The organism is Mesorhizobium sp. B3-1-7 (genome assembly GCF_006439385.1).
Classification (GTDB): Bacteria; Pseudomonadota; Alphaproteobacteria; order Rhizobiales; family Rhizobiaceae; genus Mesorhizobium.
The window spans coordinates 26361-46834 of the sequence record NZ_VFTL01000027.1; the positions used below are offsets into that span (position 1 = coordinate 26361).

Sequence of the window (20474 nt, forward strand, 5' to 3'; positions counted from 1 at the left end):
GACCTCGGCGCCGCCGTTCGCCGGTTTTTGCTCGCTGCGCTACGATGGCCGTTGAAAGCTGTTGAATCGGGCTGCTCCAGGCCTCTCTTGCTCATCCCCGACCGGGAATTGCTCGACGAGTTCCCGATCCAACGGGGACAGGATGGCAAACTCGCACAACGATACCGAAGGACGCGCGCGCAGCTCGCGTATGCTGCGCACCGCGCTTGGACCCGCCATCGCCCGGTTCCTGGACGATCCCGCGATCGTCGAGGTCATGCTGAACCCGGATGGCCGCATCTGGGTGGATCGGCTCTCGGAAGGTTTGACCGATACGGGGGAAATGCTCGCGCCTGCCGCTGGCGAGCGGATTGTGCGCCTGGTCGCCCATCATGTCGGCGCCGAGGTCCATTCCCGTTCCCCGCGCGTCTCGGCCGAGTTGCCGCAAACCGGTGAGCGTTTCGAAGGCCTGCTGCCGCCCGTGGTCGCCGCGCCGGCCTTCGCGATCCGCAAGCCCGCGGTCGCCGTGTTCACGCTCGATGACTATGTCGCGGCGGGCATCATGACTTCTGCCCACGCCGCTATGTTGCGCGCCGCGGTTGCCGGCCGCGCAAACATCCTCGTTGCCGGCGGCACGTCGACGGGCAAGACGACCCTCACCAACGCGCTGCTCGCCGAAGTGGCGAAAGGGATGGACCGGGTCGTCATCATCGAGGACACCCGCGAGCTGCAGTGCGCCGCGCCCAACCTTGTCGCGATGCGCACCAAGGATGGCGTCGCCACGCTTTCCGACCTGGTTCGTTCCTCGCTGCGCCTGCGGCCCGATCGCATTCCCATCGGGGAGGTGCGCGGCGCCGAAGCGCTGGACCTCTTGAAGGCATGGGGCACCGGGCATCCCGGTGGCATCGGCACCCTTCATGCGGGCTCCGGTACTGGCGCTCTGCGCCGACTTGAACAGCTGATCCAGGAGGCCGTCGTCACTGTCCCGCGTGCGCTGATCGCGGACACGATCGGCCTTGTCGCCGTGCTCGCCGGACGCGGCGCCGCGCGACGGCTTATCGAACTGGTCAGGGTCGAGGGTTTGGGCCCCGATGGCGATTATCGCATTGCTGAAGCCACACCGATCAATACAGGAGAAATTTCATGATCCGCCTGCTTTCGCGCTGCCGCGCCAGCCTGGCCGCGGCCAGCGCCGCCATTGCCTTCAACCTCATGGTCGCGCCGGTCGCCTTTGCGTCGGGCTCCTCGATGCCGTGGGAACAGCCGCTCGAGAAGATCCTGCAGTCGGTCGAGGGACCGGTGTCCAAGATCATCGCCGTCATCATCATCATCGTCACCGGCCTGACGCTGGCCTTCGGCGACAGTTCGGGTGGGTTCAGGCGGCTGATCCAGATCGTCTTCGGCCTTTCGATCGCCTTCGCGGCGTCAAGCTTTTTCCTTTCGTTCTTCTCGTTCGGCGGCGGAGCGTTGATCTGATGACAACCGCTTTCGAACAGCTCGACGCAGTGTCGGGGTGGACGGTGCCCGTGCACCGGGCGCTGACCGAGCAGATCCTGCTGGGGGGCGCGCCGCGCGCAATCGCGATCCTGAATGGCACGCTGGCAGGCGCCGTCGGTCTTGGACTGCGGCTCTGGCTGGTCGGTCTTCTCATATGGGCAATCGGACATTTTACGGCGGTATGGGCTGCCAGGCGCGATCCGCTTTTTTTCGAAGTCGGACGCCGGCACCTGCGGCTGCCCGGGCATCTGTCGGTTTGAGGGCGCCGCTATGCTGAGCCTTGCCGAATACCGCCGGACTGCTGCTCGCCTTGCCGACTTTCTGCCTTGGGCGGCGCTCGTCGCCCCCGGGGTCGTGCTCAACAAGGACGGCAGCTTTCAGCGCACCGCGAGGTTTCGCGGACCCGATCTCGACTCCGCCGTAGCGGCGGAGCTTGTCGCGGTGGCATCGCGCATCAACAATGCCTTTCGTCGCCTCGGCTCGGGCTGGAGCATCTTCGTCGAAGCGCAGCGCCACGAAGCCGCTTCTTACCCCGAAAGCCAGTTTCCCAATGCGGCCTCCGGCCTGCTCGATGCCGAGCGCAAAGCCGACTTCGACGAGGAGGGGGTTCATTTCGTATCGAGCTACTTTCTCACACTCCTCTTCCTGCCGCCGCCCGCAGACGCCACGCGCGCCGAGGGCTGGCTTTATGAGGGTCGCGACCAGTCGGGCGCGGATCCGGGCGAGATCGTCCGCGCTTTTGTCGACCGGACCGAGCGCGTGCTGTCCCTGCTCGACGGGTTCATGCCTGAATGCCACTGGCTCGACGACGGCCAAACGCTGACCTATCTGCATTCGACCATCTCGACCAAGCGCCATGCGGTGCGCGTCCCCGAGACCCCGATCTATCTCGATGCGCTGCTGGCCGACGAGCCGCTCGCCGGCGGACTCGAACCGCGGCTTGGCGACAAGCATCTTCGCGTGCTCACCATCGTCGGCTTCCCGACCGCCACGACACCCGGCCTGCTTGATGACCTCAACAGGCTCGCCTTCCCGTACCGCTGGTCGACCCGCGCGATCCTGCTCGACAAGGTGGACGCTGTCCGCCTTTTGACCAGGATACGGCGGCAATGGTTCGCCAAGCGCAAGAGCATCGCCTCGATCCTGAAGGAGGTGATGACCAACGAGGCATCAGCACTCCTCGACACCGACGCCGCCAACAAGGCGGCCGACGCCGACACGGCATTGCAGGAGCTCGGCGCCGACATGGCGGGCATGGCCTATGTCACCGCGACCGTTGCCATATGGGATTGCGACCCGCGCGTGGCCGACGAGAAACTGCGGCTCGTCGAGAAAGTCATCCAGGGCCGCGACTTCACGGCGATTGTCGAGACCGTCAACGCCGTCGACGCCTGGCTCGGTTCGTTGCCCGGGCATGCTTATGCCAATGTCCGTCAGCCGCCGATCTCGACGCTCAATCTCGCCCACATGATCCCCCTCTCTGCCGTGTGGGCGGGGCCGGAACGGGACGAGCATCTGGTCAGTCCTCCCTTGCTTTACGGCAAGACCGAAGGCTCGACCCCGTTCCGGTTGGTCCTTCACGTCGGCGATGTCGGCCACACGCTGGTCGTCGGCCCCACCGGCGCCGGCAAGTCGGTGCTGCTGGCGTTGATGGCCCTGCAATTCTGCCGCTACCGCAACGCTCAGATCTTCGCCTTCGACTTCGGCGGCTCGATCCGCGCGGCGACGCTCGCCATGGGCGGCGACTGGCACGATCTCGGGGGTCTTATCACCGAAGGCATGGACGCTTCCGTTTCGCTGCAGCCGCTCGCCCGCGTTCATGACACGTACGAGCGCGCCTGGGCGGCTGACTGGATCGTCGCGATCCTGACGCGCGAGGGTATCCAGATCACGCCGGACGCAAAGGAGCATATCTGGGCGGCGCTGACCTCGCTCGCCTCGGCTCCGGTCGAGGAGCGCACCATCACCGGGCTCAGCGTGCTTCTGCAAGCCAATGACCTGAAACAGGCGCTTCGTCCTTACTGTGTTGGTGGCCCGAACGGCCGGCTGCTCGACGCTGAGGCCGAACACCTCGGCCAGGCATCCGTGCAGGCGTTCGAAATCGAAGGTCTGGTGGGCACGCAGGCCGCGCCGGCCGTCCTGTCCTATCTGTTTCATCGCATCGGCGACCGGCTCGACGGTCGCCCAACCCTGCTCATCATCGACGAAGGCTGGCTTGCCCTCGACGATGACGCGTTCGCCGGTCAGCTGCGCGAATGGCTGAAGACGCTGCGCAAGAAGAATGCCAGCGTCCTCTTCGCCACCCAGTCACTCTCCGACATCGACAATTCGGCTATCGCACCGGCGATCATCGAAAGCTGTCCAACCCGGCTGCTGTTGCCCAATGAACGCGCGATTGAGCCGCAAATTACCGCCATCTATCGCCGCTTCGGCCTGAACGACCGTCAGATCGAGATCCTGGCGCGAGCTACACCCAAGCGCGATTATTACTGCCAGTCCCGTCGCGGCAACCGTCTCTTCGAGCTCGGCCTGTCCGAGGTCGGGCTTGCGCTTTGCGCCGCGTCCTCGAAGAGCGATCAGGCCCTGATCGGCAGCATCATCGCCGAGCATGGCCGCGACGGCTTCCTGTCGGCCTGGCTGCGTGCCCGCGACGTCGGCTGGGCCGCCGACCTCATTCCCAGCCTCACCGAACCTGAAAAGGATTCCAAACCATGACTGTTCGTCAAAGCCGCCGGCGCGTCCTTCTTCTGGTCGCGGCGACGCTCGCCACGCCGGTCGCGATCTCGCCGATGATGACTGCGCCAGCGCATGCCTTCATCGTGTTTGATCCATCGAACTATTCTCAGAATGTCCTGACCGCCGCGCGTTCGCTGCAGCAGATCACAAACCAGATCACCTCCCTTCAGAACCAGGCCCAGATGCTGATCAACCAGGCGCGCAACCTGGCGAGCCTGCCTTTGTCCTCGCTGCAGCAGCTGCAACAGTCGGTGCACCGCACGCAACAGCTTCTCGGCGAAGCACAGAACATCGCCTTCGACGTCCAGCAGGTCGACAAGGCATTTCAGCAGCAATACAGCAGCGTCTCGCTCTCTGCTTCCGACCAGCAACTCGTCACGGACGCGCGCTCGCGCTGGCAAAACACAGTGGGCGGTCTCCAGGACGCAATGCGCGTCCAGGCGGGCGTCGTCGGAAACATCGACACCGGCCGCGCGCAGTTGTCGGCGTTGGTCGGCGCCAGCCAATCGGCGACCGGTGCGCTGCAGGCGACGCAAGCTGGCAATCAGTTACTTGCGCTTCAGGGCCAGCAGCTCGCGGACCTGACCGCCCTGCTAGCCGCCAATGGTCGCGCCCAGGCGCTGACTGAGGCCGAACGTGCTGCCGCGGTCGATCAGGGCCGTGAGCAACGCCGCCGCTTCCTGACCCCAGGTTCCGGCTACCAGGCCGGCTTGGTCCAGATGTTCAACCGCTGAGGTCGATCGCCATGGACGGCAAAACCCTCGCTCGCATCGTGGCCGTCGTCTTCGTCGCCGTTGCCATGACGGCGACGGCGCTCGAGATGAGCCGGAAGGAAGACAAGCCGGCGGGGGAGGGCGCGCACATACCGGCGGCCTCGGTGTCGAATCCGCTTCGCGATGGCCTGCGCCGCTGCCAGGCCCTTGGCGAGGCTGCCCTGCGTGACGACGGATGTGCGCGGCTGTGGGCCGAACAGCGTGATCGCTTCCTCGGTCTGAAAAAGCGCTCGGGGAGTTCGATAAGCGAACCCGCCGCTTCGCGGTCGCCGGATGCTGGCCTGCACGAGGCTCGATAGACATGGGCAATACAGGCGTCATCGACCAATTCCTGGCCACCTTCACCCGCTATATCGACAGCGGTTTCGGCCTGCTCGGCGGCGAGGTCGCCTTCGTCGCCACCACGCTGATCGTCATTGACGTGACGCTTGCCGCGCTCTTCTGGAGCTGGGGCGCCGACGACGACATCCTCGCGCGGCTCGTCAAGAAGACGCTCTTCGTCGGCGTCTTCGCCTACCTGATTTCGAATTGGAACAGCCTCGCCCAAATCGTCTTCGAGAGTTTCTCCGGTCTTGGTCTGAAGGCGAGTGGAACCGGCTTCTCGGCACAGGACCTGCTACACCCGGGCAAGGTGGCGCAAACCGGCCTCGACGCCGGACGACCATTGCTTGAGGCGATCTCCGGTCTGATGGGCTACGTCTCCTTCTTTGAAAACTTCATTCAGATCGCTTGCCTGCTCTTTGCCTGGGCCCTCGTTCTGCTCGCCTTCTTCATCCTGGCGGTGCAGCTCTTTGTGACGCTGATCGAGTTCAAGCTGGCGACGCTGGCCGGCTTCGTGCTGATCCCCTTCGGCCTCTTCGGTAAGACGGCCTTCATGGCCGAACGCGTGCTCGGCAACGTCATCTCGTCCGGCATCAAGGTTCTGGTGCTTGCCGTGGTCATCGGCATCGGATCGACCCTCTTCGGCGAATTCACCCAAGGCTTCGGCGGCGAGAACCCCACTGTCGACCAGGCCATGGCGATCGTGCTGGCGGCGCTGTCGCTGCTTGGCCTCGGCATCTTCGGTCCCGGCATCGCCAACGGCCTCGTCGCGGGTGGACCGCAGCTGGGCGCCGGCGCGGCAGTCGGGACTGGCCTTGCCGCGGGCGGCATCGCAGTTGCAGGCTACGGAGCAGCCAGCCTCGCGGCGCGAGGCGGGACAGCCGCGTTCTCGGGAGCGATGTCAGCCGCGCGTGGCGGGACGTCACTCGCTGGCGGCGGCTCGGCCGCCTATATGCTTGGCGCCGCCGGCCAGTCTGGCATGGCAGGCATCGCGTCCGGCTTGGGCGGCATTGCGCACGCTGGCGCTTCGGCGGCAGCCTCTCCACTCAAGCGCGCCGCCGCAAACGCCGGTCAATCTCTTAAGTCGAACTTCGCTTCTGGCGCCGGTTCGGCCGCCGGAATCACCGGCGGTTCGTCGAGCATGGGAACGATTGGCGGCGCCGCTGCGTCAACCGCGGCGGCTGCGTCCGGCGCGGGCAAGCCACCCAGCGCTAAAGGACAGCCCGAATGGGCCAGACGCTTGCATCGCTCCCAGCGCCTCGCCCATGGCGCCCAGACCGCCGCCCACGCAGTGCGCGCCGGCGACAGCCATGGCGGCGGAGCCTCGATTTCTCTTTCTCAAGGCGAATGACCCATGAACATCTTTAGGCGCCCCGCCGTCCACTACGGCAAGAGCCCTCGACCTGAAACCCCCTATCAAAAGGCGGAGCAGATATGGGATGAACGCCTCGGCTCCGCACGCGTGCAGGCACGGAACTGGCGCGCCATGGCGTTCGGGTCGCTCGTCCTGTCGGCGGGGCTCGCCACTTCACTGGTCTGGCAGTCGGGCCGCGGCACTGTCGTGCCCTGGGTCGTACAGGTCGATAAGCTGGGCCAGGCTCAAGCGATCGAGCCCGCAACCGCCGACTACAAGCCGACCGATCCGCAGATCGCGTGGCATCTCGCCCGCTTTGTCGAGCAGGTACGCTCCATCCCCGCTGACCCGATCATCCTGCGCCAGGACTGGCTGCGCGCCTATGATTGGACCACCGACCAGGGTGCGGCGGCGCTCAACGACTATGCTCGCGCTGCGGATCCTTTCTCCAAGGTCGGCAAGCAGCAGGTCGCGGTGGACGTTTCTTCGGTCATCAGAGCCTCGCCGGCCTCGTTTCGTGTCGCCTGGATCGAGCACCACTACGAAAACGGTCAGCTTTCAGGCACCGAGCGCTGGACCGCGATCCTGACGATCGTGACGCAGATGCCAAGCGACGCGGAACGGCTTCGCGCCAATCCCCTCGGCATTTACGTCAACGCCATCAACTGGTCGCGGGAGATGAGCCAATGAGCCCGACATCGCGTCTTGTTGCCGGCACGACTCTCTCAAGATACCTGCTATCGGCCATGCTGGTCTCGGGGACGACGCTGCTTGCGGGTTGCGCCACGCCTGCGAAGAAGCCGCCGAAGATCAGCTACGACACCTATGTTCCGCCCTTGCCGCCGGCTCCGGCCGCCTCGACCGATCAACGGCCGAAACCTCTTCGCGTGCCACCAGGCTGGGCGCCCACGCGGGGCGGCGCCATCGGGCAAACGCCGGCCGCCCGTGTCGAGAACGCAAACGCCGCGGCGCGCGTGGAACCGCGCCGTGAGGGCTACTACAACGCGATTCAGATCTACCCATGGAGCGAAGGAGCGCTCTATCAGGTCTACGCCTCACCTGGCCAGATAACGGACATCGCGCTTGAGCCGGGCGAGAGCCTGACCGGAGACGGTCCGATCGCCGCCGGCGATACCGCACGCTGGATCATCGGCGACACCGAAAGCGGGTCCGGCATTGGCCGACGCGTCCACGTCCTGGTGAAACCCTCGCGGGCGGACATCACAACGAACCTCATCATCGCCACGGACCGGCGCAGCTATATGCTTGAGCTACGCTCAGGCGCGAAGCCCTACATGCCTGCCGTTGCGTGGTCCTATCCGGCTGTGAAAGCGGGCCTCCCGCAGACGATCGCCACAATGCCGGTCATACCGGACGTTTCAGTGCGCAACTATCGCTACGGCCTCACCGGGGACAGCCCGCCCTGGAAGCCGGTGAGCGCCTATGACGACGGCCGCAGGGTCTATGTCGAGTTTCCGCGCGGCATCGTGCAAGGCGAGATGCCGCCGATTTTCGTCATCGGTCCGGACGGCGAGGCTGAAATCACCAACAGCCGCGTCTATCGAAACGTCCTGATCGTCGACCGCCTTTTTGGTGCGGCCGAACTGCGTCTTGGCGCTGGCAAGCGGCAGCAGACGGTAAGGATCGTGCGCATCGATGGAGGGACAGACCATGGATTGTGGCGGAGGCCAAGCGTCAGCGCCGCGTCGAAGGTGCCGAACGCAATGCACAGGGGAGCGCTGCAGCCATGAATGAGGACGATAAGGACGTCGAACCCATGCGGCTTCGCGCCGATCCGCCGCGTGTGACGCGTCTGTCGCGCAAGATGCTCGCAGGAATCGGCTTCGTCGCCTCGCTCGGTGTCGGCGGCGCGCTGATTTACGCTCTGCAGGACACCGACACATTCAAGCAGGGCGAGGAGCTCTACCCTACCTCCAATCGGCCGCCCGCGGACGGACTGGCAAGCCTGCCGCGCGACTATGCCGGCCCGATCCTTGGGCCGCCGCTGCCTGGCGATCTCGGCAGGCCGATCCTCGATGCCCAGAACAAGGGACAGGCCGTCGCGCCGCCCTCAATTGCAAGCCCCGCGATTGACGAAGCCGAGCAGCGCCGGCGAGCCGAAGAGGAAGCGGCCAGAACCTCGCGCGTCTTCTTCCAGACAGCGCAAGGAGATCCCAGGACCGCTGAAGCGTCCGCCCCTGCTGTTAATGACCTTGCCAGCCAGAACGCTCAGCCAAATGCGCAGGATCGCCAGCTTTCCTTCCTGTCCGCCGCCGCTGACCGGCGTACCTTGGCCCTGGATCACGTCATGCCTCCGGCGTCACCCTATGTGCTTCAAGCCGGTGCCGTAATCCCGGCCGCGCTTATCACGGGTATCCGGTCGGACCTTCCCGGGCAGATCAGCGCTCAGGTAACCGAAAATGTCTATGACAGTCCCACTGGCCGCTCGCTGCTGATCCCGCAAGGCACTCGTATTATTGGGCAGTACGATAGCGGAATTGGTTCCGGGCAGCGCCGCGTGCTGCTTGTCTGGAACAGGCTGATCTTTCCCGACGGACGCTCCATCGTGCTGGAGCGGCAGCCTGGCGCGGACGCTCAGGGCTACGCCGGCCTAGAGGACGATGTCGACTATCACTGGGGCGAGTTGTTCAAGGCCGCGGCGTTGTCGACCGTTCTGAGCGTTGGCGCGCAGGCCGGTTCTTCTGATCAAGATAGCGATATCGTGCGTGCTCTGCGAAGCGGCGCTTCCGATAGCGTCAGCCAGGTAGGCCAGCAGGTCGTGCAGCGGCAACTCGCTATCGCGCCGACGCTCACGATCCGGCCGGGGTTTCCCGTTCGCGTCCTCGTCACCCGCGATCTTGTTCTTGAACCACACGGAGGTTGACATGGCCAAGTTGAAACTCGCAACGATCGCCGACGACAAGCCAGTGAAGATTACGGTGGAGCTGCCGGCGCCCCTGCATCGCGATTTGGTGAAATACGCAGAGGTCCTTGGGCGCGAGACCGGGCGGCCATCTGCCGATCCATCGCGCTTGATTGCGCCGATGCTCGAACGGTTCATGGCAACGGACCGCGGCTTTGCGAAAGCAAAGAAGGAGGAGGCTTAGACCGGGCTTCGGTGTGGCCGACGAGCGATGAGCGTCTTGAGCCGAGACACCGATAGACTGCTCTGTCGTCCAGGGCCGCTATTCCGAGCTCGGCGCCTGCAGTCAGTCCCGGCATTCTCTTTGCGCAGGATTTTCAAAAAAATGTCTTCCGGCCAACAATTGGTCACCGCTCTGATCGGCAAGTCGTGGAGCAAGGATGAACCTTCGCTCATCCGGCGGGCCTCCGGAATTCAGTTGCAGATTGACTTCGGCACGTTCAGACGGGCGTCAATGCTCTCAGCTGGGCTTGCCGGGCGAGTGGCTTCGGCCTTCGCCGACGCGTTATAGCTGTATGTGAAGCCTGCTGGCCAGCCAGTCGGTAAACTTCTCGCTCATCGGGCGCGCCTGCCACTCGGCCAGGCTGATCTGCCTCGACCGCTTCAGGTCCTTGTCGAACAAGTCGATTTGCGTCTGCGCAAAATCCTTGCCGTAAACATTGAGGGTGGCTTCGTCGTTCAGCCGCAACGAGCGCTCGTCCAGATTGGTGGAACCGAAGCTCGCCCAGACGTCGTCGACGATTAGCAGTTTGGGGTGATACATCGTCGGCTGAAATTCATAGATGCGCACGCCCGCTTCGTGCAGGTGGCCCCAGAAGTAGCGCGAGCCATTTCGCACGATGGGCACATCCGTCAGCGAATTGGGAAAGATGACGTCGACCGCAACGCCTCTCTTCCTGGCGTCTAGTATCTGCTGCAGCGCGATTTCGTCCGGCACGAAATAGGCCATGCCGATGCGCAAGTGACGCTTCGCCGCGGCGATGGCAGTCAGCATCATCAGCTCCATGTCCTCGGAGCCGTTCGGTTGCGATGAAAGGATCAACTGGGTGCTTAGCGCGCCTGTAGGTTCGGGTGACGGATAGAACTTGTCTCCTTGCAACGTTTCGCCTACGGTCTCCAGCCAGTTCTCGGCGAAGGCCGCCTGGAAAGCGGCGACCGAAGGTCCCTGAATTTGGTAATGGGTGTCACGCCACTGGTTCGGATTGCGCGCATCGCCGAGCCAGTTGTCCGCGATACCGACCCCGCCGGTGAACGCGACCCGCCCGTCCACGATGAGCAGCTTCCGATGTGTCCGGTTGTTCACCCGGTCAAGCGTGTACCAGTAGACGGGTCGGTAGCGCTGGAATCGCACCCCGGCGCCCGTCATGATGTGGATCAGGTCCTCGTCGAAAGGGAGGCTGCCCAGCCCGTCGACGAGCAGTCGAACCTCAACGCCTTGCCGGGCTTTTGCGGCCAGGGCCGTGGCGAACTGATAACCGACCGAGTCCGACCAATAAATATATGTTTCCATGTCCACGCTGCCTTGGGCCGCGCCGATCGCTTGCAGCATCGACGGAAAAATCTTGTCGCCATTGACAAGGGTTTGCACGGCGTTCCGTTCGAACATCTGCCCTTGCGAATAGCTGCTCATGCTTCGCGCGAATTGCGGATCCTCCGCGTCGAATCGATGCGGAACGATGGCACGGATGGCACGGGGCTCCGGGGTCAGGTTTACAGCGGCCAGGGTGATCAGCGCGGCCGCGATCGCAACGGCGCTATATTTGAGCATGTCCAGCCAGCAGCCAGCCGTTCGCCCAGCCCCGAGCGTTCTTCTGTTGGTCAGTAACGCTCTAGCGCCTTGAGACCCCACGTCTTTCGCCGGCTCTAACGTTTCTCCCAACAGCAAGAACGTTCAAGCCTTATCCAGGTTCCGGGCGGGGCGCCGAGTCCGGACCGGCGTTTCGTCAGCCGGTTCCTTCCCCAGCCGCACGATCGACCGGAGCGCTGCATCCTTTGCGAGCAATCGCCGCGGGGCTGAGATCGATTTGTCTCACTGTTTCTTGTAAATGCACCGCGCTAACAGGCCGAAAAGTATGTCCCAAACTGTCTCCGAGGAAACAAAGGTAGCAAGGGATGAGGCTCCTAAAGGCGATGTGCTACGGGGCTGTCGACCACGGCTGACGGAACGCTTGGTAATCTCAAGGCCGCCGATTGCCGGAATTGTAATGCGGAGATGCAGCGTTCCAGTCTGTGCAGGCGCGACTTACGGCTCCTTATTTCATAGCCGATCTCCATGAGCTTCCTTGGCTTGGAGGCACCTCCAGGAACAAGCAGATCGCGTTCCAGCTTGGCGATTCGTTCTTTCAGTTCGTGGGCGTCAGCGAGCAGCTGTTGCCGAATCCGGCTTCGACCGTGCATTCCTGCGAATCCTCCGATCCCTATTGACAGCTTCGGACGCCGAGGCTGTACCGGTGGAAATCGATGCGGACGCGGTCGGAATTTCGCAAGTCGCCTAACCTTGATTGATCCATGGCCCGCGCGCCAACGCGAACCGTTCGCCAATCCCGCTCGGAATATGCCGCCCCATACGTGAGAGACAACCCTCTCGCGCGCACTTTTTCGCTTTGCCGATGCGCGCCAGTGCGGAGCGCCGGGATCAGACGATTAGACCCCGCCCCGCGCCAGGAGGTCGCCCTCCCAATTTCGGTCCAGGCCAGATCGAGACTACTTGCGGCGGCCTGTTGAACCGATTGTGCTGAGTTCAGAGTCTCGAACGTTCCTCGCCATCGGGATCGCGCACCAGCGACACCATCAGAACGGCATATAGGATCCCATAGATGGCAGAACCCAGGCGCACGCAGCACACACGCCATCGGGCAAACATATGCAGGAAGTAAAAACACAAGTTCGAGCGCAATCCACGATCGGCCGCCGCCGCTCCTCGGACAAGGAATTTGCCTTGACTAAGGCAAGTTTAGATCTTTCAATGTCAAGTGAGGGGAATGGGCACTCGGAGGTCACAATGCCCCTTGGGAGAAACGTATTTACTCCGACAGAGCTGGCGTTGCTCGGCAGGGTCTTCAACCGGCAGAAGGATTTGCCGGAAACGGCTGACAAGCGAGAGCAAAGGGCTTCCCGCATTATAGCCTACTATCAGGCCGGCATAGTCGATGAAGCTGAATTGGATGAGCTTTCTCGCAGGCCTCTGGGTCGCTGATCCTAATAAATAGCACGTCGACAGACCGCCGCTTTGCTCCGGCGCCTTGTCACTAGGGGGCACACCGAGCCGTCCCTGATTGAAAAGAATTCAGGCTCGTCCTCTCCCAGGGGAGGGATAGCCGTCCCGCATGCTCGTGTAGTGCCAGCTGCCGAAGTTATGGAACCTCTTCATGGCAGCGGGGCGCGCTCTTATGCGGCTTGCTCAGTCGTCAGCCCTAGCTTCTTGATAAGCCTGGGCATTGTCAGACCCTGGACGAAGATCGAGAACGCCACCGCGGCAAACGCGGTGACAATAATAGCCCCGCGTTCAGCTATGTCATGGGGCAGCGCAAGCGACAGGGCAAGCGCGAGTGAGCCGCGCAGGCCACCCCAAACCAGGACATGCTGGTATTTGAGATCCACCTTCAGCGAAGTCGGGTTGAGAAGGGCGCAGAGCGGATAGATGGCGAGGATCCGGCCCAGCAGCATGAGTGCGACGGCGACCGCCGATCTACCCGCAAAGATCCCGAGAGGCTGATGCGCCTCATGGCCGCCAATCAGGATGAACACGATCGAGTTGGCGAGGAATGCGGCATAGCCCCAGAAAGCCAGCACGTGGCTTCGCGCGTTGGCCGATATCGCGCCTTTCCAGCCCACATTACCAACCAGAAGGCCGGAAGCGAGCGTCGCAAGGACGCCTGACATGCCGAATTTCTCGGCGATTAGAAACGACCCATAGGCGGCGATCGTGGTGAGAGTGATCTCCACGAGATGATCCTCCGTCCGCCCCGCGATGAGAAGGAGCACCGCTGCGACGGCCGCGCCAATCACAATGCCGCCGGCGACGATCCAGGCGAAGGAAGTGGCGATGGCCACGAGCGTGGCGTTAGCGCCTGATGCAACGGCGACCAAGATGGCGAAACCGACTGCCGCCGCGCCATCGTTGAGCAGGCTTTCGGATTCGACCAGAAGCCCAAGCCGGGGTTGCACCTTCATCTCCTTGAAGGCAGCCAACACCGAGACCGGGTCCGTGGCCGCGATCAGCACGCCAAAGAGGCTAGCGCCAGTCCAACTCCATCCGAGCAGCCAATGCATGCCAAGCGCTACCACGGCGGCGGCGATCGCCACCCCCGGAAAGGCAAGCAAGGCAGTTACCGGAAGGTTGACGCGGAAATGGCGCCATTCGATTTCAAGCGCCGCCTGAAAAATCAGCGGCGGCAGAAATACCGTGAAGATCAGATCCCGGCTGAGTGGCAACTCGGTTCCACCCGGGACAAAGCCGAGCGCTATCCCGGCCGCTACCAGACCGACGCTATATGGGAGGCGCAGCCGCCTTGAGATCATGGCGACAAGCGAAGCCGTCAGGAGTATGAGCCCGAGCGTGGGAATAGAGAGTTCGTCCATTCCGAATTATGGCTAGGTGGGATGGGATTCGGCAAGCAAAAGCCGTTGTGGCTATGCTGCCCAGGCGCGGTTGGCACTAACGGGGGGGCATCAGAGCTTGAACCGGCCAGGAAGGTCTCAGCTGATTTTGCCTTCGAGTACGGATAGACCTGCAGTCTGACCATGCGACATCGACGTCGGCGAAAGCCGGCGGATCCGGTGCCTTCGCATGCGCTGCAACGGACGGAGCGTCCAGGGCAGCCCTGACGCTGAGTGCCTCCAGGACAGCAAGTGCCGCTGGACGTTTTCCATCCGCTGCACGAAAACATTTTGCCGCCGCCCAGACAGACGCGGCATGTGGCATTTCTGAAGTCCGCCATCTCTCGCTCTACCCACGGCCATTTTAGTGGGTGCCTAACGGCTTCATCACGGGCTAGACGTTGCCCCGCATTGGCCGTTCAAACCTTGCCAAAGCCAGAAGTCCCACGACAGCCGCCGCGGCAAGGAAGAGCGCAATCGTCAGGTCCCTGTCCTATGACCAGCAACTAACAGCCTCGATCGGGTTAGCAACTCACTCCTTCGTCAGGCTCTAAACGCTACCTTACGAGGAGCGGGCTTGGGGTGTACTGCATGCCTGCAGCCCAGACGCTCGCCTGGAACGCCTATCGCAAGACCATTGGCTTTCTTGGTGCAAGCGCAAGATTGAAGAAGGCCGGCAGTTGCTGGCGCTTGTCGCGCACCGAAGATGTCGTGTTCGGATCCGCTGGCAGAAGGACGACCATTCTTGCCTGGCGCCTCGGAAATAGCGGCCTGCCGCCAACAAGGAAAATGACGACCAGGCCGCATATCACCAAGATAGCCGTCAACGTGTTTGCAATGATCTCGCCCAACCGCATCGCGACCCGCCTTATTCGTGCTTCCAGCCGGCCGATCGACGCCGGCTCCTCATGCATACCGTCGAGCAACGGATTTTATTCCGTACTCGCCGAGCCACCGAGTGGCCCGCCATCCAATTTTTGGCTGTCACTGGAATAGTTTTGGAGCGACATGAGTAGATGATGCAAGCAGGGTGAGCACAACGGGTGCGACGTGTTCGAGGCCATATCGCACAACGAAAGAGCGCTAACGCGAATGTCGGCCGAACAGGCCGAAATACTGCATCTGGTCGCGGTGCTGGGTTTCACATATTCAGAGACTGCCAACCTTCTGGGCGTGCGGCCGGGAACGGTGATGTCGCGCCCGTGCGGTGCGATCCGGCAGACCGGCAAAACAGCGGCCTGATCATTGTCCACCCCAGGGGCGCACTCCAGTTCTCGAACTTCTTTGAGAACGCATTGGTAAGGCGCGTGAAGCGGCGGTTTGCCATGCGCATGGTGAGGTTAGCGCGCTCGATATGCGACGTGCTGACATGCACCGAATCGGGATTGCCTCCGATCCGCGTCTTGGTCGCGCCAGTGCAGACGGCGGGGCTATAACGGCGTTCCGGCGACTTATTACTTTCCGGTTCGCCGTACTGCTTCACAAGCATGGCGTAATCGATGTCGGCACCAAAGGCTTCCTCGTCCGCATTGAGATAGGCGCGGTGGCCGTCTGTCGTAAGCTGGACGCGGTGCGCAACACGTTCTTTAACGTCGTCCATGAAGGCCAGCGCATATTCGCCAATCGCAACCGCCGACCAGCCAAAAAATGATAAGCTTGCTGTCGCTGTCCAGAGCAGTCCAGCTCCATGGGTCGCCAGCGCCATCGACCGGCTTTTTCGTGCCCGCCATGTCCTTCTGCTTCGCGCCGGTGAAGTTCCAAATGTTCTTTTCCGCTTTGGAAGCGGCCGATTTTGCCGCACCCTGCGTGGTCGGCCGTGGAGCCGTTGAGGTCTGATCGCTGGAATAGCCATTGTTGCGAGGAGAAGCCGGGCGGGTCTTGAAATGCCAGAGCTATTTACGCTATATTGCGTCAGAGTTTCTGGCAATGCACGGAGGTGCTGCGATGGGCCTGGCACAATATGCGGATGATGGGTTGTTCGCACCCAAGAAGATTGCGGACGCTTTCCGCACCACGAGCGAGGAGATCGCGCGTACCGCTGGCCTCGGGAAAGATGCGGTCCAGCGTCGGGAGCGGGTGCGCTCAGACAAGACGCAGCGCCGCCTGCGCGAGATGGTGGAAATCGTGAACAAGGTCGAGCCGCGATTTGGCTCCGCGCTTATAGCCTATGCCTGGTATCGGTCCGAGCCGCTGCCGGGATTTTCGGGGCAGACGGCTATGCAGCTCGTTCGGGAGGGTCGAGCCGCTGAGCTCCTCGACTTCATCGACGCGGTCGATGCGGGGATTTACGCCTGACCATCGCCGCCATCACCTATTCGGGCCGGCTCTACCGCGCCCTCAATCCGATGTATGCCCGCGAGCCCATGTCGGGACGCGGTTCCGAACTCTATGGAGGGCGTTTCAATCCCAAAGGCATGCCGGCGCTCTATGCGTCGACCTCGGTCCTGACAGCTGTGCGCGAAGCCAACCAGGTGGGCGACCTGCAGCCGACGACGCTGGTCGCTTATCGTGCCGAGATCGAGGCCGTCTTCGATGCTGGCGACGCCCCCGCTCTTGCAGCAATGGGTCTCGATGCGACGGCTCTCGCCGACGCGACATGGCGCGATCTGATGAGACACCATGGCGAGGCGCATACGCAGCGATTTGCCCGTGAGCTGGTCGCCCAAGGCTATAATGGCCTGCTCGTGCCGAGCTTCGCCAAGGGCGCTGCAATCGGCGACTTGAATCTCGTTCTGTGGCGATGGGGTGACGCTGCCCCATCCAGACTTGAGCTGATCGACGACGAGCACCGGCTCGTTTGACCTCGCCGGCCGCTGCCCGCGTTGCCGCCAGCTTCTGCGCGTCGCTCATGGACGCTGCGGAACACATTCTTTTGGATACCACCGGCACGAAAGGGCCACAGTCAATGTCTTCGGCAGTGTGTCCGGCGCGGTCTCTGGCACCACCAATGCGGCGGGCGAGCCTCCGACCGATCACCGCTGGCCAGTCTCGCCGGTGTTGGTGCCGGCCTTGGCGTCGAACGATAGGCCGACAGCTACCCCCACCTCCTGAGCCCAAGCGACGAACATTTGTCGGGCGAGATCGGCTGGGCTGTGTCCGTCATATGCGGCGCAGCAGCAGTCGCTGGCGCGGGAGTGCAGGCTGCCACGCTGCTCAATCGGCCATTCCTCAAGAAACTCTATGGCGTCCATAGCGCAGCATATGCTTCGAGCGCCAAGGAACTCGTCATCGACAAGAACGGGACGCGCGAAGGCGTCTCGGCGCTCGTCCTCGCCGCCGCAGGTGTAAGTATACTGATTGGAAGCACAGTCGAGGCTATGAGAGAGTTCGGATCCCATCTGCTTACTCCCGTCGTGATGCGGTGCGGCGCCACAAACGCGATCCAACAAGGTTAGAGTCCGTAATGCGACGCGCCTAAAATATTGGAAGAGGTTGTTTCGGCGTCAAGATCGCCGATGGGGGCTCCGCCGCTTCTGATGGGGGCTCCGCCGCTTCTATTGTGCTGCGCCGGACTGCCGATGGCGCTTGATCTCGACGACTCTCAGGGCCGGCGTCAGCGCGACATATCGGGATGACCGCTAGTCCTCCTCATCACCGAAACTTGCCGGCTGGCAGTTCGGCGTCAGTCCACGCGCCCGAGATCGGAGCATTTGCAGCATCGGCAATTTCTGAAGCCGATACGAGCGCAGTCGTTACCGCTTAGGTTTATGGATGAATGCGCTGCATAGGGGTATTCTGCATCCGCCGTGGGGGCGTGATGCTTGTCGGGTGGACCCCTAAGCATCTCAATCGGGCAGGACGAGATTGGCACGCCTGCCTCTCGAAGAGTCGTCTTGGCCGGGTTGCTGCCAGATCTACTACTGCATCTCTTCACCGCCAGAGCCGTGCAAGAAGGACTGGATCTCATCCATGTCGATCTTGCCGTCGCCATTCTGGTCGATTGCAGAGAAGATCCGCCCGACAGCGTCCTGAACCTCGTTCTCTGACAATGATCCGTCGCCATTCGTGTCCAAAAACGCGAACATCAGTCGCATTCCTGCGCCGCGCATCATACGCGGGCCATGGTGTGCAGCCATCCTGTGCTCACCGGCCGGACCGCCATCACGGTTTTTATGCCAACGGTCGCCATGGCGATCTGCATCGTCCCGAGCGTTGTCATCATCTTCTTGACGATTGTTGGCCACCTCGGAGCTTCGATCCTGTTGCATCCTCTCCTGGATGGCTTGGTCAATCATCTGGCGGATTATTTCACGCGTCGGGCTGCCCGCTTGCCCGTTCACATCCGGCAACTGCCCGGCTCTGGGCTGTTCGGTCGCCGGGGTAGGCGCAGGGGTTCCGTTTGTCTGGGCGAGAGCAGGGAAAGTCGCGAATATAAGAACAGCGGCCGCGGTCGTCATGCAGCGAGGGGGTCTCATGGGGTGCTCCATTCGATTGGACGTGGTCTGCCTCAAGCTTATTGGGCTAGCCCAAACTGGAGGTCTCTTCGATTGTTCCGGCCCGCGTTCCAGGTCACGAGGAAGTTACGCGAGCCGACTTTCGAGCAATCTCTAGCTTCCTGTCGCGCGGCATGACGGATCACGGCGACCGGCGATCCTCCGTATCCGGCTAGTTCAGCTCTCGTCCGGAGATTGGTCTGGCCCTGGGGTGCTTGGAACACTGGAGGGACCGCGACGTCATCTAGGATGCATTCTAAGCAGTCGACCAACTGCTCGCGTATACCCTTCTTCATCGTTGGGCATTCGAACCGCAAAATTGAGGAATTCATCGATATTCTTCGGCAGGGGGAGGATCGGCATCGTCGTCGACGTGAGGCGTGTGCCCGGGTCCCGCGCCTACCCGCAGTTCGATAGGGAATGCCTGGCCACGTCGCTCGCTGAGGCGCAGATCGCGTATGAAATTGTGGTGCCGCTCGGCGGGCGGCGCGGCAAGGTGATGCGGTTCCGCCCGAAACGAACGGCGCGTGAAGAAACCAAAGCTTGCAACACTACGCGGATTACGCGCTCTCGGCGGAATTTCGAAGCGGATTGGATCGCCTGCTCGCACTCCGGCCGCGTCGCTGCGCGATAATGTGCTCGGAAGCAGTCTGGTGGCGGTGCCACCGCCGCATTATCGCTGATTATCTTCTTGCGCGTGGCGAGAGGGTCTTCCACCTGATGGGCATGGCCGGGTCGAGAAAGCCGTACCAACGGCTGGCGCGTTTTCTTCGAGACAACGGGACAGTGATCTATCCGGCGGTGCCACGATCTGAAGAAAGGCGCAAAGGCCGGGAGGAGGGCGCGCAGGAATGGATCAGCGAGACCAGCTTATCCGCCCACATCGATCCAGGCGGGAGCGTGGTCGCTCGGCTTTCCCACCCGCGGGTCTCGACATCGACACCTGCAGCTTGAATCGTCTCCGCAAGTGATGGGCTTACAAGCAGATGATCCATACGCAGGCCGGAGCTTCGGTCGTAGCCTCCGCGATAGGAGAAATTCCAATAGGTGTAGATGCCCTTGCCTGGATGGACCCGACGCATCGCGTCCACCCAGCCCAAGCTCAGCATGCGGGCGTAGGCGTTCCTGCTTTCCGGGAAGAAAACGGCATCTCCCAACCAACGCGCGGGTATTACGGCGTCAATCTCCGTGGGGACGACATTGTAGTCACCGCAAAGCACGGTGCGCTCGCCTAGCAGCGATTTGCTGTAGGTGAGGAGACGCTCGAACCAGCGGAACTTGTAATCGAACTTTGGGCCTGGTGCGGGATTGCCATCGGGTAAATAGATGCAGCCGACGACGACGTTATCGATCTCGGCCTCGAGATAGCGGCTGTGCGTATCATCGGGATCGCTCGGCAAGCCGCGGCGGCGCTCGACCGGATTCCTCCCGCGCGCCAGTATAGCTACCCCGTTGTAGGATTTCTGGCCGTGCCAGACAGCGCCATAGCCGGCGGCTCGGATCGCCTCGATCGGAAATTTGTCGTCGGGCGTCTTCAGCTCCTGAAGGCACACCGCGTCATAGCTGGTCTCGCCAAGCCACTTCAGAAGCACCGGCAGGCGGCCGTTGACACCATTGACGTTGAAGGTCGCAATACGAGGCATCGGTTATCTCCCTGCGTGGCTTCCTCTGAGCTTGCAACGCAAGCCGCTATGGTGGGTTCAACCTGGAACTGTCCGTCGGCCTGTTGGTTAAGAGACTTGGTGCCCCACCTAAGTGTTTCATCCCGACCTTTAATGGTGCATTATTTTCCTTGGAGTGGAAGGAGGCACTATGGGCCAGGTTCTGCATGGGCGCGGCGCCAAGGTCGTCATTTCTCA

19 protein-coding genes and 4 pseudogenes are annotated in these 20474 nt (G+C 62.5%); 17 read left to right on the forward strand and 6 right to left on the reverse strand.

The genetic code is table 11. The annotated features are described in order from the left end of the window. Nucleotides 1-142 precede the first annotated feature (142 nt). The 11 genes from trbB to FJ417_RS21775 are packed head-to-tail and all read left to right on the forward strand — an operon-like array spanning nt 143 to nt 9767. Nucleotides 143-1126 (forward strand): P-type conjugative transfer ATPase TrbB, encoded by a 984-nt coding sequence (trbB, locus tag FJ417_RS21725; RefSeq protein ID WP_140784854.1) that lies wholly within the window; start codon nt 143-145, stop codon nt 1124-1126. Continuing rightward, on the forward strand, nt 1123-1455 hold the full coding sequence (locus tag FJ417_RS21730) for a TrbC/VirB2 family protein (protein WP_140784855.1): 333 nt from the start codon (nt 1123-1125) through the stop codon (nt 1453-1455). Before trbB ends, FJ417_RS21730 begins: the two co-directional genes overlap by 4 nt. Continuing rightward, complete coding sequence (locus FJ417_RS21735) at nt 1455-1736, forward strand: VirB3 family type IV secretion system protein (RefSeq protein WP_140784856.1); 282 nt, start codon at nt 1455-1457, stop codon at nt 1734-1736. The genes FJ417_RS21730 and FJ417_RS21735 overlap by 1 nt, the downstream gene beginning before the upstream one ends. 10 nt (nt 1737-1746) lie before the next feature. Beyond that, the gene (gene trbE, locus FJ417_RS21740; protein ID WP_140784857.1) at nt 1747-4191 is read left to right on the forward strand and encodes a conjugal transfer protein TrbE; all 2445 of its coding nucleotides are present in this window, start codon (nt 1747-1749) and stop codon (nt 4189-4191) included. Beyond that, on the forward strand, nt 4188-4946 hold the full coding sequence (gene trbJ / locus FJ417_RS21745) for a P-type conjugative transfer protein TrbJ (protein WP_140784858.1): 759 nt from the start codon (nt 4188-4190) through the stop codon (nt 4944-4946). The genes trbE and trbJ overlap by 4 nt, the downstream gene beginning before the upstream one ends. A gap of 11 nt (nt 4947-4957) precedes the next feature. After that, the gene (gene trbK-alt, locus FJ417_RS21750) at nt 4958-5284 is read left to right on the forward strand and encodes a putative entry exclusion protein TrbK-alt (protein ID WP_140784859.1); all 327 of its coding nucleotides are present in this window, start codon (nt 4958-4960) and stop codon (nt 5282-5284) included. Nucleotides 5285-5286: 2 nt separating this feature from the next. Next, a complete protein-coding gene (gene trbL / locus FJ417_RS21755; protein ID WP_140784860.1) occupies nt 5287-6657 on the forward strand; it encodes a P-type conjugative transfer protein TrbL in 1371 nt (456 codons plus the stop codon). Nucleotides 6658-6660: 3 nt separating this feature from the next. Beyond that, nucleotides 6661-7350, forward strand: a complete 690-nt coding sequence (gene trbF, locus FJ417_RS21760; RefSeq protein ID WP_140784861.1) for a conjugal transfer protein TrbF — start codon at nt 6661-6663, stop codon at nt 7348-7350. Next, entirely contained in the window at nt 7347-8411 is a 1065-nt protein-coding gene (gene trbG / locus FJ417_RS21765) for a P-type conjugative transfer protein TrbG (protein ID WP_140784862.1), read from the forward strand. Before trbF ends, trbG begins: the two co-directional genes overlap by 4 nt. Further along, nucleotides 8408-9544 carry a TrbI/VirB10 family protein gene (locus FJ417_RS21770; protein ID WP_140784863.1) on the forward strand — a complete coding sequence of 379 codons (1137 nt, stop codon included), beginning with the start codon at nt 8408-8410 and terminating at the stop codon, nt 9542-9544. Before trbG ends, FJ417_RS21770 begins: the two co-directional genes overlap by 4 nt. Before the next feature lies 1 nt (nt 9545). Continuing rightward, the gene (locus tag FJ417_RS21775; RefSeq protein WP_140784864.1) at nt 9546-9767 is read left to right on the forward strand and encodes a DUF2274 domain-containing protein; all 222 of its coding nucleotides are present in this window, start codon (nt 9546-9548) and stop codon (nt 9765-9767) included. A gap of 321 nt (nt 9768-10088) precedes the next feature. Here the strand turns inward: FJ417_RS21775 and FJ417_RS21780 are convergent, their stop codons facing one another. Both FJ417_RS21780 and FJ417_RS21790 read right to left on the reverse strand, forming a co-directional pair. Continuing rightward, nucleotides 10089-11351, reverse strand: a complete 1263-nt coding sequence (locus FJ417_RS21780; RefSeq protein WP_140784865.1) for a phospholipase D-like domain-containing protein — start codon at nt 11349-11351, stop codon at nt 10089-10091. 1619 nt (nt 11352-12970) lie between these two features. Next, entirely contained in the window at nt 12971-14164 is a 1194-nt protein-coding gene (locus FJ417_RS21790) for a cation:proton antiporter (protein ID WP_140784866.1), read from the reverse strand. A gap of 609 nt (nt 14165-14773) precedes the next feature. Between FJ417_RS21790 and FJ417_RS21795 the strand changes: the two genes are divergently transcribed. Beyond that, nucleotides 14774-15178, forward strand: a complete 405-nt coding sequence (locus FJ417_RS21795) for a hypothetical protein (RefSeq protein WP_140784867.1) — start codon at nt 14774-14776, stop codon at nt 15176-15178. Nucleotides 15179-15274: 96 nt separating this feature from the next. Then, nucleotides 15275-15424 (forward strand): sigma factor-like helix-turn-helix DNA-binding protein, encoded by a 150-nt coding sequence (locus FJ417_RS21800; protein WP_140784868.1) that lies wholly within the window; start codon nt 15275-15277, stop codon nt 15422-15424. Nucleotides 15425-15452: 28 nt separating this feature from the next. Here FJ417_RS21800 and FJ417_RS33605 read toward each other — a convergent pair. Continuing rightward, a pseudogene (locus FJ417_RS33605) lies at nt 15453-15975 on the reverse strand (IS1 family transposase); the annotation flags it as partial. Nucleotides 15976-16126: 151 nt separating this feature from the next. On the opposite strand from FJ417_RS33605, the gene FJ417_RS21810 reads away from it, so the two are divergent. After that, the gene (locus FJ417_RS21810) at nt 16127-16477 is read left to right on the forward strand and encodes an antitoxin Xre/MbcA/ParS toxin-binding domain-containing protein (RefSeq protein WP_140784870.1); all 351 of its coding nucleotides are present in this window, start codon (nt 16127-16129) and stop codon (nt 16475-16477) included. Nucleotides 16478-16488: 11 nt separating this feature from the next. Then, on the forward strand, nt 16489-16983 hold the full coding sequence (locus FJ417_RS21815; RefSeq protein WP_140784871.1) for an RES family NAD+ phosphorylase: 495 nt from the start codon (nt 16489-16491) through the stop codon (nt 16981-16983). A gap of 171 nt (nt 16984-17154) precedes the next feature. Here FJ417_RS21815 and FJ417_RS21820 read toward each other — a convergent pair whose 3' ends face one another. Both FJ417_RS21820 and FJ417_RS21825 read right to left on the reverse strand, forming a co-directional pair. Next, nucleotides 17155-17520 (reverse strand): DUF982 domain-containing protein, encoded by a 366-nt coding sequence (locus FJ417_RS21820; protein WP_140784872.1) that lies wholly within the window; start codon nt 17518-17520, stop codon nt 17155-17157. 519 nt (nt 17521-18039) lie between these two features. Continuing rightward, nucleotides 18040-18579, reverse strand: coding sequence for an EF-hand domain-containing protein (locus FJ417_RS21825; RefSeq protein ID WP_246682892.1), 540 nt, complete (start codon nt 18577-18579; stop codon nt 18040-18042). Between the two features lie 418 nt (nt 18580-18997). On the opposite strand from FJ417_RS21825, the pseudogene FJ417_RS33830 reads away from it, so the two are divergent. Together FJ417_RS33830 and FJ417_RS33835 are read left to right on the forward strand one after the other, a co-directional pair. Further along, nucleotides 18998-19084 (forward strand): annotated as a pseudogene (locus FJ417_RS33830) (hypothetical protein); the annotation flags it as partial. 74 nt (nt 19085-19158) lie between these two features. Beyond that, nucleotides 19159-19293, forward strand: a pseudogene (locus FJ417_RS33835) (DUF488 domain-containing protein); the annotation flags it as partial. A gap of 192 nt (nt 19294-19485) precedes the next feature. On the opposite strand, the pseudogene xth reads toward FJ417_RS33835, so the two are convergent. Then, nucleotides 19486-20258, reverse strand: a pseudogene (gene xth / locus FJ417_RS21835) (exodeoxyribonuclease III). Between the last annotated feature and the right edge of the window lie 216 nt (nt 20259-20474).